Origin of the sequence: Stenotrophomonas sp. SrG (assembly GCF_050031795.1) — a bacterium.
GTDB lineage: Bacteria > Pseudomonadota > Gammaproteobacteria > Xanthomonadales > Xanthomonadaceae > Stenotrophomonas > Stenotrophomonas rhizophila_A.
The window spans coordinates 1-16,507 of the sequence record NZ_JBNBBE010000029.1 but is presented as its reverse complement, the minus strand read 5'-3'; the positions used below and the strand labels follow the sequence as shown (position 1 = coordinate 16,507).

Sequence of the window (16,507 nt, the reverse complement as noted above, 5' to 3'; positions counted from 1 at the left end):
GACAACGTGAAGATGGTCGTGACCCTGATCAACCCGGTCGCCATGGACGAAGGCCTGCGCTTCGCGATTCGTGAAGGTGGTCGTACCGTCGGCGCCGGCGTGGTCTCCAAGATCATCAAGTAATCTGCACTACCGGCGGCAGCACAGCGCTGCCGGTCTCGCGAACGGCGGGCCGGGAACCTCGGTCCGCCTTCGCCGTCTCAGGGAAGGCAGTTTTTTCAGTACGCCAGTAGCTCAATTGGCAGAGCAGCGGTCTCCAAAACCGCAGGTTGGGGGTTCGAGTCCCTCCTGGCGTGCCACTTCTCCCTTCCAGCGGCCATGCCGCCTCAGCAGCCAGAGCCGGATGAACAGCAAGATCGAGCATTCCAAGGACACCTCCACCGGGGGTGACATCGTCAAATACGCCGCCGCAGTGCTCCTGGCACTTGCGGGTCTTTTTGCGTGGTTCTGGTTCGGCATGCCCGAGCATGCGGCCCAGAATGCCTGGTCCGGTCCCCTGCGTGGCCTGGGTGTCGCCATCGGCCTTGCTGCCGGTTTCGGCGTGTTCATGCTGACCGCCAAGGGTCGTGACACCCGTGAGTTCCTTTCCGAATCCCGCTTCGAGCTGCGCAAGGTGGTCTGGCCGACGCGCCAGGAAGCCATCCGCATGACCTGGGTGGTGATGGTCGTGGTGATCATCCTCAGCCTGCTGCTCGGCGGCTTTGATTTCTTGATTCAGAAAGCGATCCAGTTGTTCCTGGGTCGATAAGGAGAAACCTGTGAAGCGTTGGTATGTCGTTCACGCCTATTCAGGCTTCGAAAAGTCGGTGGCGCAGGACCTGCGCGGCCGCATCGAGCGTAACGAGAAGCAGGAATTCTTCGGTGACGTCCTCGTCCCGACCGAGGAAGTGGTTGAAATGCGTTCCGGCCAGAAGCGCCGTTCCGAGCGCAAGTTCTTCCCCGGTTACGTCCTGGTCCAGATCGAGACGCACGAAGAGAACGGCATTCCCCGGATCGAGAGCGAAAGCTGGCATCTGGTCAAGGAAACGCCCAAGGTGCTGGGCTTCATTGGCGGCACCGCCGATCGTCCGCTGCCGATCGCCGATCACGAGGCCGAGGCCATCCTGAACCGCGTTCAGGAAGGTGTCGAAAAGCCCCGTCCGAAGGTGCTGTTCGAGCCGGGCCAGATGGTCCGCGTCACCGAAGGCCCGTTCAACGACTTCAACGGCGTGGTCGAAGAGGTCAACTACGAGAAGAGCCGCCTGCGCGTCTCGGTGCTGATCTTCGGTCGTGCCACCCCGGTCGAGCTCGAGTTTGGCCAGGTCGAAAAGGCCACCTGATCCGACGGCCCGCGCCTGTTCACGCTGCGGCCTGAAAATCTGATATAGTGCGCGGCTTCCTGCCAGGAAGCTGGCAAAAGCAAAGGGCCGCCGCGAGGTGGCCTTCTGCATGAATTCAAAAACGCGATGCCGGGACGCGAGATTCCCGGTCCGATGGGGAGCCTGTGGTCGCAAGGCGCTAGCACCCGGAGAGTATTCACATGGCAAAGAAAGTAATTGGTTACATCAAGCTGCAGGTGAAGGCCGGTCAGGCCAACCCCTCGCCGCCGGTCGGTCCCGCGCTGGGTCAGCGTGGCCTGAACATCATGGAATTCTGCAAGGCCTTCAATGCCGCCACGCAGAAGCTCGAGCCGGGCCTGCCGGTTCCGGTGATCATCACGGCCTATTCGGACCGTACGTTCACCTTCATCACCAAGAGCACCCCGGCCACCACGCTGCTGAAGAAGGCCGCTGGCGTGACCTCGGGCTCCAAGCGCCCGAACACCGACAAGGTGGGCAAGGTGACCCGCAAGCAGCTGGAAGAGATCGCCAAGGCGAAGGAAGCTGACCTGACGGCCGCCGACCTGGACGCCGCCGTGCGTACGATCGCTGGTTCTGCCCGTTCCATGGGCCTTGTGGTAGAGGGTTAAGAAGATGGCACAGACCAAGCGTGAGAAGGCCATCCAGGCCGCAGTCGTCCCGGGCAAGGCTTACGCCTTCGAGGACGCAATCAAGATCCTGAAGACCGCCACCAAGGCCAAGTTCGTCGAGTCCTTCGACGTCGCCGTGCGCCTGGGCGTGGACGCCAAGAAGTCCGACCAGCAGGTGCGCGGTTCGACCGTGCTGCCGGCCGGTACCGGCAAGAGCGTGCGCGTTGCGGTGTTCGCACCGGCCGGTGCCAAGGCTGACGAAGCCCTGGCCGCTGGCGCCGAAGCCGTCGGCATGGACGACCTGGCCGAGAAGATGCAGGCCGGCGATCTGAACTATGACGTCGTCATCGCCACCCCGGACGCCATGCGCGTCGTGGGTAAGCTGGGCACCGTGCTCGGCCCGCGCGGCCTGATGCCGAACCCGAAGGTCGGCACCGTGTCGGCCAACCCGGGCGAAGCCGTCAAGAACGCCAAGTCGGGTCAGGTGCGTTACCGCACCGACAAGGCCGGCATCATCCACTGCACCATCGGCAAGGCCGACTTCGCCGAAGACGCGCTGAAGTCGAACCTGCAGGCGCTGCTGCTGGACCTGATCAAGGCCAAGCCTGCTACCTCGAAGGGCACCTACCTGCAGAAGGTTTCGGTCAGCTCGACGATGGGCCCGGGCGTCACCGTCGACCAGTCGTCGCTGACCCTGAAGTAATCGTTTGAAGCGGGTACGCGGTTCCGGCCGCGTATCCGTGACATTTGAAGGCAATCCGAACGGGCCCGTCCCGCGACGATAGCCGTCAAAGACCGCAGGGGTGGTGGGCGCAGGCCGGCCGCTTAATCGATTCCCCCGGGGATCACCCTGCGTAGATGGTGCCCTTCTGGAGTTTTCTGGTTCTCGCACGTCTGGGTTCACCCAGGTTGGCCATCCAGGTCTAGAACGGCCCACCCTTGGAACATCGTCCCGATGTTCCCGGCGTCCAGGACGGATGCCGCCCAGGACCGCGCACGGCAGGAGCCGTAAGCGGAGTTCAATTGGAGGAGTGCAATGGCTCTCAATCTGTCCCAGAAGCAAGTAGTAGTGGCCGAGGTCGCGGAAGTCGCTGCCAAGGCTCACTCCTTGATTGCAGCACATTACGCCGGCACCACGGTCGCGCAGATCACCAAGATGCGCGAACAGGCCCGTAAGGAAGGCGTGTTCTTGAAAGTTGTCAAGAACACCCTGGCCGAACGTGCGGTGAAGGGTACTGAATTCGAATCCGCAGGGGCCAAGTTCGTCGGTCCGATGCTGCTCGCGTTCTCGCTCGACGAGCCCGGCGCTGCCGGCCGCGTCATCAAGGAAGCTGCCAAGACCAACGACAAGCTGCAGCCGCAGCTGGTTGTGATCGGTGGCGAAGTGTTCCCGGCAAGCCACGTTGACGTGCTGGCCTCGTTGCCGACCCGCGATCAGGCCCTGGCCATGCTGGCCCGTGTCCTGTGCGAACCGGTCGCGATGTTCGCCCGTGCCGTCAAGGCCGTTGGCGAGAAGCAGGAAGGTGGCGCTGTCGCCGCCGAGCCGGCTGCCGAAACCGCCTGAGTCGCTGTTTACGTGGTTCCTGATGGAACCTGAACCCAGAAAATTATCCAAAGGTATTCAAAATGTCCCTTACCACCGACCAGATCGTTGAAGCCATTGCCGCCAAGTCCCTGATGGAAGTCATGGAACTGGTGAAGGCCATCGAAGAAAAGTTCGGCGTTTCCGCCGCTGCCCCGGTTGCCGTTGCCGCTGCTGGCCCGGCTGCTGCCGTTGAAGAACAGACCGAATTCACCGTGTCGCTGAAGAGCGCCGGCGACAAGAAGGTCGACGTCATCAAGGCTGTCCGCGCCATCACCGGCCTGGGCCTGAAGGAAGCCAAGGACCTCACCGAAGCCGGTGGCGTCCTGAAGGAATCGGCTACGAAGGAAGAAGCCGAGAAGATGAAGAAGGACCTGGAAGCTGTCGGCGCGACTGTCGAAGTCAAGTAAGCAGCTCCTTGCGTCGCCATCGAATCACGGCGATGCAGCAAAGGCTGGGGGCGTAAGCCCCCGGCCTTTGGTCGTTATTGCGGTAAGGCCGGATGCATGTCCGGTCCGCGCCAATTCGACCGGTAGATCCGACTGTTAGTCGGATGCTTCACCGGCGACGAGTTGGCAGTTGGAAGTAGCGGGAGAAGGCGTGCTGGTGCCGGCAATACCAGCGACTTCCAACTGACAATTTTCATGTTCCCTTCGGGCCACGCCTCCATGGCGGGGCCCGCACAGCCAAGGTGAGACCCCATGACGTCATATTCGTTCACCGAAAAAAAGCGTATCCGCAAGGATTTCGGCAAGCAGCGCTCGATCCTCGAAGTGCCGTTCCTGCTCGCCATCCAGGTGGATTCCTACCGCGAATTCCTGCAGGAAAACGTGGATCCGGCCAAGCGCCGTGATCTCGGCCTGCACGCGGCCCTGAAGTCGGTGTTCCCGATCGCCAGCTACAGCGGCAACGCTGCGCTGGAATACGTGGGCTACAAGCTGGGCGACCCGGTCTTCGACGAGCGTGAATGCCGCCAGCGTGGCATGAGCTACGGCGCGCCGCTGCGCGTGACCGTGCGCCTGGTGATCTACGACCGCGAGTCGTCCACCAAGGCCATCAAGTACGTGAAGGAGCAGGAGGTCTATCTCGGCGAAATCCCGCTGATGACCGACAACGGCACCTTCATCGTCAACGGCACCGAGCGCGTCATCGTCTCGCAGCTGCACCGTTCGCCGGGCGTGTTCTTCGACCACGATCGTGGCAAGACCCACAGCTCGGGCAAGCTGCTGTACAGCGCCCGCATCATCCCGTACCGCGGCTCCTGGCTGGACTTCGAGTTCGACCCGAAGGACGCGCTGTTCACCCGTATCGACCGTCGCCGCAAGCTGCCGGTGTCGATCCTGCTGCGTGCGCTGGGCTACAGCAACGAAGAGATGCTGGCCGAGTTCTTCGAGATCAACACCTTCCACATCAATCCCGATGAGGGCGTGCAGCTCGAACTGGTCTCCGAGCGCCTGCGCGGCGAGACCCTGAACTTCGACCTGGCCGACGGCGACAAGGTCATCGTCGAAGCCGGCAAGCGCATCACCGCGCGCCACGTGAAGCAGCTGGAAGCCTCGGGCATTGCCGCCCTGGCCGTGCCGGACGATTACATCGTCGGCCGCATCCTGTCCCACGACGTGGTCGACGCGAGCACCGGCGAACTGCTGGCCCAGGCCAACGACGAAATCACCGACGAGCAGCTGCAGGCCTTCCGCAAGGCCGGCGTGGATGCCGTGGGCACCCTGTGGGTGAACGATCTGGATCGTGGCCCGTACCTGTCCAACACCCTGCGCATCGATCCGACCAAGACCCAGCTCGAAGCGCTGGTCGAAATCTATCGCATGATGCGTCCGGGCGAGCCGCCGACCAAGGACGCCGCGCAGAACCTGTTCCACAACCTGTTCTTCACCTTCGAGCGCTACGACCTGTCCACGGTTGGCCGCATGAAGTTCAACCGTCGTGTCGGCCGCAAGGAAGTCACCGGTGAAGCGGTGCTGTACGACCGCAAGTACTTCGGCGAGCGCAACGACGAAGAGTCCAAGCGCCTGGTCGCCGAGCACGGCGACAGCTCCGACATCCTGGACGTGATCAAGGTCCTCACCGAGATCCGCAACGGTCGCGGCGTGGTCGATGACATCGATCACCTGGGCAACCGTCGCGTGCGTTCGGTCGGCGAAATGGCCGAAAACGTGTTCCGCGTGGGCCTGGTCCGCGTCGAGCGCGCGGTCAAGGAGCGCCTGTCGATGGCCGAATCCGAAGGCCTGACCCCGCAGGAACTGATCAACGCCAAGCCGGTTGCCGCTGCCATCAAGGAGTTCTTCGGCTCCTCGCAGCTGTCGCAGTTCATGGATCAGAACAACCCGCTGTCGGAAGTCACCCACAAGCGTCGCGTCTCGGCCCTGGGCCCGGGCGGCCTGACCCGTGAGCGCGCCGGCTTCGAAGTGCGCGACGTGCACCCGACCCATTACGGCCGCGTCTGCACCATCGAAACCCCGGAAGGCCCGAACATCGGCCTGATCAACTCGCTGGCCGTGTACGCCCGCACCAACCAGTACGGCTTCCTGGAAACCCCGTACCGCAAGGTGCACGACGGCAAGGTCTCCGACGAGATCGAGTTCCTGTCGGCCATCGAAGAAAACGAATACGTCATCGCCCAGGCCAACGCCCTGACCGACGCCAAGAGCATGCTCACCGAGCAGTTCGTGCCGTGCCGGTTCCAGGGTGAGTCGCTGCTGAAGCCGCCGGCGGAAGTCCACTTCATGGACGTCTCGCCGATGCAGACCGTGTCGATCGCGGCCGCGCTGGTTCCGTTCCTGGAACACGATGACGCCAACCGTGCACTGATGGGCGCCAACATGCAGCGCCAGGCCGTGCCGACCCTGCGTGCGCAGAAGCCGCTGGTGGGTACCGGTATCGAACGCGCCGTGGCCCGTGACTCGGGTGTGACCGTGAACGCCCGTCGTGGCGGCGAGATCGTGCAGATCGACGCCGGCCGCATCGTGGTCAAGGTCAACGAAGTGGAAATCACCGACGCCAGCGATGCCGGCGTGGATATCTACAACCTGATCAAGTACACCCGTTCCAACCAGAACACCTGCATCAATCAGCGTCCGCTGGTGGAAGTGGGCAACGTGGTGGCGCGTGGCGACGTGCTGGCCGATGGTCCGTCCACCGACATCGGCGAACTGGCCCTGGGCCAGAACATGCTGATCGCCTTCATGCCGTGGAACGGCTACAACTTCGAAGACTCCATCCTGCTCTCCGAGCGCGTGGTGGAAGAAGATCGTTACACCACGATCCACATCGAAGAGCTGACCTGCGTCGCGCGCGACACCAAGCTGGGGCCGGAGGAAATCTCCGCCGACATCCCGAACGTGTCCGAGCAGGCGCTGAACCGCCTGGACGAGTCGGGCGTGGTGTACATCGGTGCCGAAGTGCGCGCCGGCGACATCATGGTCGGCAAGGTCACCCCGAAGGGCGAAAGCCAGCTGACCCCGGAAGAGAAGCTGCTGCGCGCGATCTTCGGTGAGAAGGCGTCGGACGTGAAGGACAGCTCGCTGCGCGTGCCGCCGGGCATGGACGGCACCGTCATCGACGTGCAGGTCTTCACCCGCGACGGCATCGAGAAGGACAAGCGTGCGCGCCAGATCGAGGAAAGCGAGATCAAGCGCGTCAAGAAGGATTTCGACGACCAGTTCCGCATCCTGGAAGGCGCCATCTACGCACGCCTGCGCTCGCAGATCGTGGGCAAGGTCGCCAACGGCGGTGCCAACCTGAAGAAGGGCGACACCATCACCGACGCCTACCTGGACGGCCTGAAGAAGGCTGACTGGTTCGTGCTGCGCATGAAGGACGACGACGCTTCCGAAGCCATCGAACGCGCCCAGAAGCAGATCCAGGCGCACGAGAAGGAATTCGAGCGTCGCTTCGCCGACAAGCGCGGCAAGATCACCGCCGGCGACGACCTCGCCCCGGGCGTGCTGAAGATGGTCAAGGTGTTCCTGGCCGTGAAGCGCCGCATCCAGCCGGGCGACAAGATGGCAGGCCGCCACGGCAACAAGGGTGTGGTCTCCAACGTGGTGCCGGTCGAGGACATGCCGTACATGGCCTCGGGCGAGACCGTGGACATCGTGCTGAACCCGCTGGGCGTGCCGTCGCGCATGAACATCGGCCAGATCCTGGAAGTGCATCTGGGCTGGGCCGCCAAGGGCCTGGGCCGCAAGATCCAGGGCATGCTCGAAGCACAGGCCGCGATCAACGACCTGCGCAAGTTCCTGGACGACGTGTACAACCACGACAAGACCCAGCATGCCAACCACGTCGACCTGACCCAGTTCAGCGACGAGGAGCTGCTGCGCCTGGCCGGCAACCTCACCGACGGCGTGCCGATGGCTACCCCGGTGTTCGACGGTGCCACCGAAGCTGAAATCAAGCACATGCTTGCCCTGGCTGACCTGCCGCTCAGCGGCCAGACCCAGCTGTACGACGGTCGTACCGGTGAGGCCTTCGATCGCCACACCACCGTGGGCTACATGCACTACCTGAAGCTGAACCACCTGGTCGACGACAAGATGCACGCCCGTTCGACCGGTCCGTACTCGCTCGTCACCCAGCAGCCGCTGGGCGGCAAGGCGCAGTTCGGCGGCCAGCGCTTCGGTGAAATGGAAGTCTGGGCGCTGGAAGCCTACGGCGCGGCCTACACCCTGCAGGAAATGCTGACGGTGAAGTCCGATGACGTGCAGGGCCGCAACCAGATGTACAAGAACATCGTCGACGGTGAGCACGAGATGGTCGCGGGCATGCCGGAATCCTTCAACGTGCTCGTGAAGGAAATCCGCTCGCTGGCCATCAACATGGAACTGGAAGACAACTGATCGTGCAGGCGCGGCTGCCCCGGCAGCCGCGCCGCCGGATGTGACCTGACAGCCCCATCGACAAGATTTCCTCCTTTCGGAGAAACACCATGAAAGACCTGCTCAACCTCTTCAACCAGCAGCGCCAGACGCTGGACTTCGACGCGATCAAGATCGCGCTGGCTTCGCCGGACCTGATCCGTTCGTGGTCCTTCGGCGAAGTGAAGAAGCCGGAAACCATCAACTACCGTACCTTCAAGCCGGAGCGTGACGGCCTGTTCTGCGCCGCCATCTTCGGGCCGGTCAAGGACTACGAGTGCCTGTGCGGCAAGTACAAGCGCATGAAGCACCGTGGCGTGGTCTGCGAAAAGTGCGGCACCGAAGTGACCCTTGCCAAGGTGCGCCGCGAGCGCATGGGCCACATCGACCTGGCCTCGCCGGTCGCGCACATCTGGTTCCTCAAGTCGCTGCCGTCGCGCATCGGCCTGATGCTGGACATGACCCTGCGTGACATCGAGCGCGTGCTGTACTTCGAAGCCTACGTGGTGACCGAGCCGGGCCTGACCGCCCTGGAGCGCCGCCAGCTGCTGACCGAAGAACAGTACCTGCAGGCACGCCAGGAGCACGGCGACGACTTCGACGCCGCCATGGGCGCCGAGGCCGTGTACGAACTGCTGCGCACCATCGACCTGCAGTCGGAAATGACCCGCCTGCGCGAGGAGATCGCCAGCACCGGTTCGGAAACCAAGCTCAAGCGCCTCACCAAGCGCATCAAGCTGGTCGAAGCCTTCCTGGAATCGGGCAACCGCCCGGAATGGATGGTCATGACCGTGCTGCCGGTGCTGCCGCCGGACCTGCGTCCGCTGGTGCCGCTGGACGGTGGCCGCTTCGCGACCTCCGACCTGAACGACCTGTACCGCCGCGTCATCAACCGCAACAACCGCCTGCGCCGCCTGCTCGAGCTGAACGCGCCGGACATCATCGTGCGCAATGAAAAGCGCATGCTGCAGGAATCGGTCGATGCGCTGCTGGACAACGGCCGCCGCGGCCGTGCCATCACCGGCACCAACAAGCGCCCGCTGAAGTCGCTGGCCGACATGATCAAGGGCAAGCAGGGCCGCTTCCGCCAGAACCTGCTGGGCAAGCGCGTCGACTACTCGGGCCGTTCGGTCATCGTGGTCGGTCCGTACCTGCGCCTGCACCAGTGCGGCCTGCCGAAGAAGATGGCGCTTGAGCTGTTCAAGCCGTTCGTGTTCGCCAAGCTGCAGCGTCGTGGCCTGGCCACCACCATCAAGGCCGCCAAGAAGCTGGTCGAGCGCGAAGAAGCCGAAGTCTGGGACATCCTGGAAGAGGTCATCCGCGAACACCCGGTGATGCTGAACCGTGCGCCGACCCTGCACCGCCTGGGCATCCAGGCGTTCGAGCCGGTGCTGATCGAAGGCAAGGCCATCCAGCTGCACCCGCTGGTCTGCACCGCGTTCAACGCCGATTTCGACGGTGACCAGATGGCCGTCCACGTGCCGCTCTCGCTGGAAGCCCAGCTGGAAGCGCGTGCGCTGATGATGTCCACCAACAACATCCTGTCGCCGGCCAACGGCGAGCCGATCATCGTGCCGTCGCAGGACGTGGTGCTGGGTCTGTACTACATGACCCGCGCCCTGGAAAACAAGAAGGGCGAGGGCATGGCCTTCGCCAACATCGCCGAAGTGAAGCGTGCCTATGACAACCGCGTGGTGGAACTGCACGCCAAGGTCAAGGTCCGCATCACCGAAGTGGTCACCGACGAGAACGGCGACAAGCAGAACAAGACCTCGATCGTGGACACCACGATCGGTCGCGCCCTGCTGGCCGAAATCCTGCCGGAAGGCCTGCCGTTCGCGCTGGCCAACACCGAGCTGACCAAGAAGAACATCAGCCGCCTGATCAACTCCAGCTACCGCCAGCTGGGCTTGAAGGACACGGTCGTGTTCGCCGACAAGCTGATGTACACCGGCTTTGCCTACGCAACCCGTGCGGGCGTGTCGATCGGTATCGACGACATGCTGATCCCGGACGAGAAGCGCGGCATCCTCACCGAGGCCGAAGCCGAAGTGCTGGAAATCCAGGAGCAGTACCAGTCGGGCCTGGTCACCGCCGGCGAGCGCTACAACAAGGTGGTCGACATCTGGTCGCGTACCAATGAACGCATCGCCAAGGCGATGATGGACACCATCGGTACCGAGAAGGTCGTCAACGCCAAGGGCGAGACCATCGACCAGAAGTCGATGAATTCGCTGTACATCATGGCCGACTCCGGTGCCCGTGGTTCGCAGGCGCAGATCCGCCAGCTGGCCGGCATGCGTGGCCTGATGGCCCGTCCGGATGGCTCGATCATCGAAACGCCCATCAAGGCGAACTTCCGTGAAGGCCTGAACGTGCAGGAGTACTTCAACTCCACCCACGGTGCCCGTAAGGGTCTGGCCGATACCGCGCTGAAGACCGCCAACTCGGGTTACCTGACCCGTCGTCTGGTGGACGTGGCGCAGGACGTGGTCATCACCGAGGTGGATTGCGGTACCTCCGAAGGCCTGACCATGACCCCGATCGTGGAAGGCGGCGACGTCGTGGAGCCGTTGAAGGACCGCGTGCTGGGTCGTGTCGTGGCCGAGGACGTGTTCCTGCCGGGCAACGACGAAGATCCGATCGTGACCCGCAACACCCTGCTCGACGAAGCCTGGGTGGCCAAGCTGGAAGACGCCGGCGTGCAGAGCATCAAGGTGCGCTCCACGATCAGCTGCGAATCGGCGTTCGGCGTGTGCGGCCACTGCTACGGTCGCGACCTGGCCCGTGGCCACCTGGTCAACATCGGTGAAGCGGTGGGCGTCATCGCCGCGCAGTCGATCGGTGAGCCGGGTACCCAGCTGACCATGCGTACGTTCCACATCGGTGGTGCGGCATCGCGTGCGGCAGCCGTGGACAACATCACGGTCAAGACCACCGGTTCGGTGAAGTTCAACAACCTCAAGTCCGTCGAACACGCCAGCGGTTCGCTGGTGGCGGTCTCGCGCTCGGGTGAAATCTCGGTGCTCGATGCCCACGGCCGTGAGCGTGAGCGTTACAAGCTGCCGTACGGCTCGATGATCGCGTCCAAGGACGGCGATGCAGTGAAGGCTGGCCAGACCGTGGCCAACTGGGATCCGCATAACCACCCGATCGTGTCCGAAGTGGCCGGTTTCATCCGCTTCATCGACTTCATCGACGGCGTCACCGTCATCGAGAAGACCGACGAACTGACCGGCCTGGCCTCGCGCGAAATCACCGACCCGAAGCGTCGTGGCTCGCAGGCCAAGGAGCTGCGCCCGATCGTGCGTATCGTGGATGCCAAGGGCAATGACCTGACCATCCCGAACACCGATCTGCCGGCCCAGTACCTGCTGCCGCCGCGTTCCATCGTCAACCTGCAGGACGGCGCCGCCGTCGGCGTGGGCGACGTGGTTGCCAAGATCCCGCAGGAAGCGTCCAAGACCCGCGACATCACCGGTGGTCTGCCGCGCGTGGCCGATCTGTTCGAAGCGCGCAAGCCGAAGGATCCGGCGATCCTGGCCGAGCGTTCGGGCATCATCAGCTTCGGCAAGGACACCAAGGGCAAGCAGCGCCTGATCATCAAGGACACCGATGGTTCGGAACACGAAGAGCTGATCCCGAAGTATCGCCAGGTGATCGTGTTCGAAGGCGAACACGTGACCAAGGGCGAAACCATCGTGGACGGCGAGCCGAGCCCGCAGGACATCCTGCGCCTGCTGGGTGTCGAGCCGCTGGCTGCGTACCTGGTCAAGGAAATCCAGGACGTGTACCGCCTGCAGGGCGTGAAGATCAACGACAAGCACATTGAAGTGATCACCCGCCAGATGCTGCGCAAGGTCGAGATCACCGACCAGGGCAGCAGCAAGTTCCTGAATGGCGAGCAGGCCGAGCGCCAGCGCGTCATCGAGGAAAATGCACGCCTGGCCACCCGCAACGAGCTGATCGCCCGTTTCGACCCGGTCCTGCTGGGCATCACCAAGGCATCGCTGGCCACCGAATCGTTCATCTCGGCGGCCTCGTTCCAGGAAACCACCCGCGTGCTGACCGAAGCTGCCGTCCGCGGCACCTCGGACAACCTGCGCGGCCTGAAGGAAAACGTCATCGTCGGCCGCCTGATCCCGGCCGGTACCGGCCTGGCGTACCACGCCAACCGTCGTCGCAACGCCTCCGGGCTGACCGAGTCGGAAATGCAGACCCTGTCCGGCGGCGCGCCGGCGGTGGCTGAAGTGGCGCCGGCAGCCCCGGTGGCGGTGGAATCGACCGAAGCCGAATCGGCCGCGGACGAGTGATGGATCCGGTCCGGCCTTCTGGCCGGACCACCCTCGGCGGTGGCGCAATCGCCACCGATGGGGTAGGATGCCGGCCGGTCCTCGAAAGGGGGCCGGTTTGACAACCTGAACGGGGGGCATGGAAAAGGCTCCCCTGTAACGGCCCGGGATCAGGGTCGGCTTGGCGTGCGCGCGGTTGACTGCGTTTTCGCCGGGTTGCTACAATCGTCTGTCTCAGCAGGCCGGTTTCTCGCCTGCTCGCACATATCCGCATTCATGGCCTGTTTTTCACCGGGCCTCTCTCAGAAGAACTTACTGATGGCGACGATCAATCAGCTTGTCCGCAAGCCGCGGCAGGCAACCACTTACAAGAGCGCCTCCCCGGCTCTTGAAAAGTGCCCCCAGCGCCGTGGCGTCTGCACGCGCGTGTACACCACCACCCCGAAGAAGCCGAACTCGGCGCTCCGCAAGGTTGCCAAGGTCCGCCTGACCAACCAGGAAGAGGTCATCAGCTACATCGGTGGCGAAGGCCACAACCTGCAGGAGCACTCCGTGGTCCTCATCCGTGGCGGTCGCGTCAAGGACCTGCCGGGTGTGCGTTACCACACCGTGCGTGGCTCGCTGGACGCCTCGGGCGTTGCCAAGCGTCGCCAGGGCCGTTCCAAGTACGGCGCCAAGCGTCCGAAGAGCTAAGGGAAAGTACACATGTCTCGTAAAGGTAATACGCCGCAGCGCTCTGTCCTGCCGGATCCGAAGCACGGAAGTGAAACCATCGCGCGCTTCATCAACATGGTGATGCTGAGCGGCAAGAAGTCGGTCGCTGAAAAGATCGTCTATGGCGCCATGGACGTGATCAGCGAAAAGAACCCGAACTCCATCGAGCTGGTGCAGAAGGCTCTGGACAACGTGGCTCCGTCGGTCGAAGTGAAGTCCCGCCGCGTCGGCGGTGCGACCTACCAGGTGCCGGTCGAAGTGCGTTCGTCGCGCAAGATGGCCCTGGCCATGCGCTGGCTGATCGACTCCGCCCGCAAGCGTGGTGAAAACACCATGCCGAAGAAGCTGGCTGCAGAACTGCTGGATGCCTCGGAAAACCGTGGTGGCGCCATCAAGAAGCGCGAAGAAACCCACCGCATGGCCGAAGCCAACAAGGCCTTCGCCCACTACCGCTGGTGAGTTTGACGGCCTTGTAAAACAGGCACGGCAGCACCATTAAGGTGCTGCCTCGCGGCCCCAGAAGGGCTGCGCCAATCCGAAGGCCGCCGAAAGGCGGCGTTCGGCCATCCGAATTCCAAGAAATTGAGAGGCTCCCGTGGCCCGCACCACTCCCATCGAGCGTTACCGCAATTTCGGCATCATGGCCCACATCGATGCCGGCAAGACCACCACGTCCGAGCGCATCCTGTTCTACACCGGCAAGAGCCACAAGATCGGTGAAGTGCACGACGGCGCCGCCACCATGGACTGGATGGAGCAGGAGCAGGAGCGTGGCATCACGATCCAGTCCGCTGCCACCACCGCGTTCTGGAAGGGCATGGACAAGTCCCTGCCGGAGCACCGCTTCAACATCATCGACACCCCCGGGCACGTCGACTTCACCATCGAAGTGGAGCGCTCGCTGCGCGTGCTCGACGGTGCGGTGTTCGTGCTGTGCGCCGTCGGTGGCGTGCAGCCGCAGTCCGAAACCGTGTGGCGCCAGGCCAACCGGTACAAGGTGCCGCGCATCGCGTTCGTCAACAAGATGGACCGCACCGGCGCCAACTTCACCAAGGTCGTTGGCCAGCTGAAGGCCAAGCTCGGCGCCACCGCCGTGCCGATGCAGCTGCCGATCGGCGCTGAAGAAGGCTTCAAGGGCGTCGTCGACCTGATCAAGATGAAGGCCATCCATTGGGATGAAGCCTCGCAGGGCATGAAGTTCGAGTACCTGGAGATCCCGGCCGAGATGAAGGACGCCGCCGAAGAGGCGCGCACCTTCATGATCGAAGCCGCGGCTGAAGCCAGCGAAGAGCTGATGGAAAAGTACCTGGGCGGCGAAGAGCTGACCGAGGCCGAGATCATCGAAGCCCTGCGCGTGCGCACCCTGGCTACCGACATCGTGCCGATGTACTGCGGCTCGGCGTTCAAGAACAAGGGCGTGCAGGCCATGCTGGACGGCGTGGTGCAGCTGCTGCCGTCGCCGATCGACGTGCCGGACGTGACCGGTACCGACGTCGATGACGAAACCGTTGCGCTGAGCCGCAAGTCCGACGACAAGGCACCGTTCTCGGCGCTGGCCTTCAAGATCATCACCGACCCGTTCGTGGGCGCGCTGACCTTCTTCCGTGTCTACTCGGGCACGCTGAACGCCGGCGACCAGCTGCTGAACTCGGTGAAGGGCAAGAAGGAGCGCATCGGCCGCATCCTGCAGATGCACTCCAACGATCGCGAAGAGATCAAGGAAGTGCTGGCCGGTGACATTGCCGCCGCCGTGGGCCTGAAGGACACCACCACCGGTGACACCCTGTGCTCGCAGGAGCACCCGATCATCCTGGAGCGCATGGTGTTCCCGGAGCCGGTCATCTCGATGGCCGTCGAACCGAAGACCAAGTCGGACCAGGAAAAGATGGGCCTGGCCCTGGGCCGTCTGGCGCAGGAAGATCCGTCGTTCCGCGTCAAGACCGACGAAGAATCCGGCCAGACCATCATCTCGGGCATGGGCGAGCTGCACCTGGACATCATCGTTGACCGCATGAAGCGCGAATTCAACGTTGAAGCCAACGTCGGCAAGCCGCAGGTGGCCTACCGCGAAACCATCCAGCTGGCCGACGTGAAGTCGGATTACAAGCACGCCAAGCAGTCCGGTGGTAAGGGTCAGTACGGTCACGTCGTGATCGAGCTGTCGCCGATCACCGCTGAAGACCGTGCCGATCCGAAGATCGCGCCGAACATCAAGGACGATTTCCTGTTCGTCAACGACATCACCGGTGGCGTGATTCCGAAGGAATTCATCCCGTCGATCGAAAAGGGCCTGCGCGAAACCATCACCAGCGGTCCGCTGGCTGGCTTCCCGGTCGTGGACGTCAAGGTGAAGCTGGTGTTCGGCTCCTACCATGACGTCGACTCCTCGGAAATGGCGTTCAAGCTGGCGTCGTCGATGGCCTTCAAGCAGGGCTTCGCCAAGGCCAAGCCGGTCCTGCTCGAGCCGATCATGAAGGTCGAGATCGTGACCCCGGAGGATTACCAGGGTGACGTGATGGGCGACGTGAGCCGTCGTCGTGGCGTGCTGCAGGGTTCGAGCACCACCGGTGACGGTTCGGCCAGCATCATCAACGCGATGATCCCGCTGGGTGAAATGTTCGGTTACGCCACCTCGCTGCGTTCGCAGACCCAGGGTCGCGCAACGTTCACGATGGAATTCGACCACTACGAGCCGGCGCCGAGCAACATCGCCGACACCGTGATCAAGAAGTCCTGAGCATAAGCTCAGGATTTCATCTCCCTCTTTCTGATATCCAAGGTATACAACAATGGCAAAGGGTAAGTTCGAGCGCACCAAGCCGCACGTCAACGTCGGCACCATCGGTCACGTCGATCATGGCAAGACCACGCTGACTGCTGCGCTGACCAAGATCGGCGCAGAGCGCTTCGGTGGCGAATTCAAGGATTACTCCGCGATCGACGCCGCGCCGGAAGAAAAGGCACGTGGCATCACGATCTCGACCGCACACGTCGAATACGAATCCACCGAGCGTCACTACGCCCACGTCGATTGCCCGGGCCATGCTGACTACGTCAAGAACATGATCACCGGTGCTGCCCAGATGGACGGCGCGAT

Annotated in this window: 12 protein-coding genes, 1 tRNA gene and 1 pseudogene; all 14 read left to right on the top strand. The window is 63.2% G+C overall.

Features of this window, described 5'->3' with window-relative positions:
- Positions 1-123 (top strand): annotated as a pseudogene (locus ACQG3P_RS18635) (hypothetical protein); the annotation flags it as partial.
- A gap of 100 nt (positions 124-223) precedes the next feature.
- Positions 224-299: transfer RNA gene (locus ACQG3P_RS18630), tRNA-Trp, on the top strand.
- A 44-nt stretch (positions 300-343) separates the two neighbouring features.
- Entirely contained in the window at positions 344-748 is a 405-nt protein-coding gene (secE, locus tag ACQG3P_RS18625) for a preprotein translocase subunit SecE (RefSeq protein ID WP_093534574.1), read from the top strand.
- Positions 749-758: 10 nt separating this feature from the next.
- Positions 759-1,319, top strand: a complete 561-nt coding sequence (gene nusG, locus ACQG3P_RS18620; protein WP_068849436.1) for a transcription termination/antitermination protein NusG — start codon at positions 759-761, stop codon at positions 1,317-1,319.
- Positions 1,320-1,519: 200 nt separating this feature from the next.
- Entirely contained in the window at positions 1,520-1,948 is a 429-nt protein-coding gene (rplK, locus tag ACQG3P_RS18615; protein ID WP_184124896.1) for a 50S ribosomal protein L11, read from the top strand.
- A gap of 4 nt (positions 1,949-1,952) precedes the next feature.
- The gene (gene rplA, locus ACQG3P_RS18610) at positions 1,953-2,651 is read left to right on the top strand and encodes a 50S ribosomal protein L1 (protein WP_068849440.1); all 699 of its coding nucleotides are present in this window, start codon (positions 1,953-1,955) and stop codon (positions 2,649-2,651) included.
- A gap of 333 nt (positions 2,652-2,984) precedes the next feature.
- The gene (gene rplJ / locus ACQG3P_RS18605) at positions 2,985-3,512 is read left to right on the top strand and encodes a 50S ribosomal protein L10 (protein ID WP_426805860.1); all 528 of its coding nucleotides are present in this window, start codon (positions 2,985-2,987) and stop codon (positions 3,510-3,512) included.
- 62 nt (positions 3,513-3,574) lie between these two features.
- A complete protein-coding gene (gene rplL / locus ACQG3P_RS18600) occupies positions 3,575-3,940 on the top strand; it encodes a 50S ribosomal protein L7/L12 (protein ID WP_184124900.1) in 366 nt (121 codons plus the stop codon).
- 291 nt (positions 3,941-4,231) lie between these two features.
- Positions 4,232-8,386, top strand: coding sequence for a DNA-directed RNA polymerase subunit beta (gene rpoB / locus ACQG3P_RS18595; protein WP_184124902.1), 4,155 nt, complete (start codon positions 4,232-4,234; stop codon positions 8,384-8,386).
- Between the two features lie 89 nt (positions 8,387-8,475).
- On the top strand, positions 8,476-12,717 hold the full coding sequence (rpoC, locus tag ACQG3P_RS18590; RefSeq protein WP_426805859.1) for a DNA-directed RNA polymerase subunit beta': 4,242 nt from the start codon (positions 8,476-8,478) through the stop codon (positions 12,715-12,717).
- Between the two features lie 297 nt (positions 12,718-13,014).
- Positions 13,015-13,389 carry a 30S ribosomal protein S12 gene (rpsL, locus tag ACQG3P_RS18585; RefSeq protein WP_025879344.1) on the top strand — a complete coding sequence of 125 codons (375 nt, stop codon included), beginning with the start codon at positions 13,015-13,017 and terminating at the stop codon, positions 13,387-13,389.
- A gap of 12 nt (positions 13,390-13,401) precedes the next feature.
- Positions 13,402-13,869, top strand: coding sequence for a 30S ribosomal protein S7 (rpsG, locus tag ACQG3P_RS18580; protein ID WP_068849450.1), 468 nt, complete (start codon positions 13,402-13,404; stop codon positions 13,867-13,869).
- Positions 13,870-14,005: 136 nt separating this feature from the next.
- Entirely contained in the window at positions 14,006-16,147 is a 2,142-nt protein-coding gene (gene fusA / locus ACQG3P_RS18575; RefSeq protein ID WP_184124906.1) for an elongation factor G, read from the top strand.
- A gap of 52 nt (positions 16,148-16,199) precedes the next feature.
- Positions 16,200-16,507, top strand: a 308-nt coding sequence (locus tag ACQG3P_RS18570; RefSeq protein ID WP_426805858.1) for a GTP-binding protein, incomplete at its 3' end; no start/stop codon positions are given.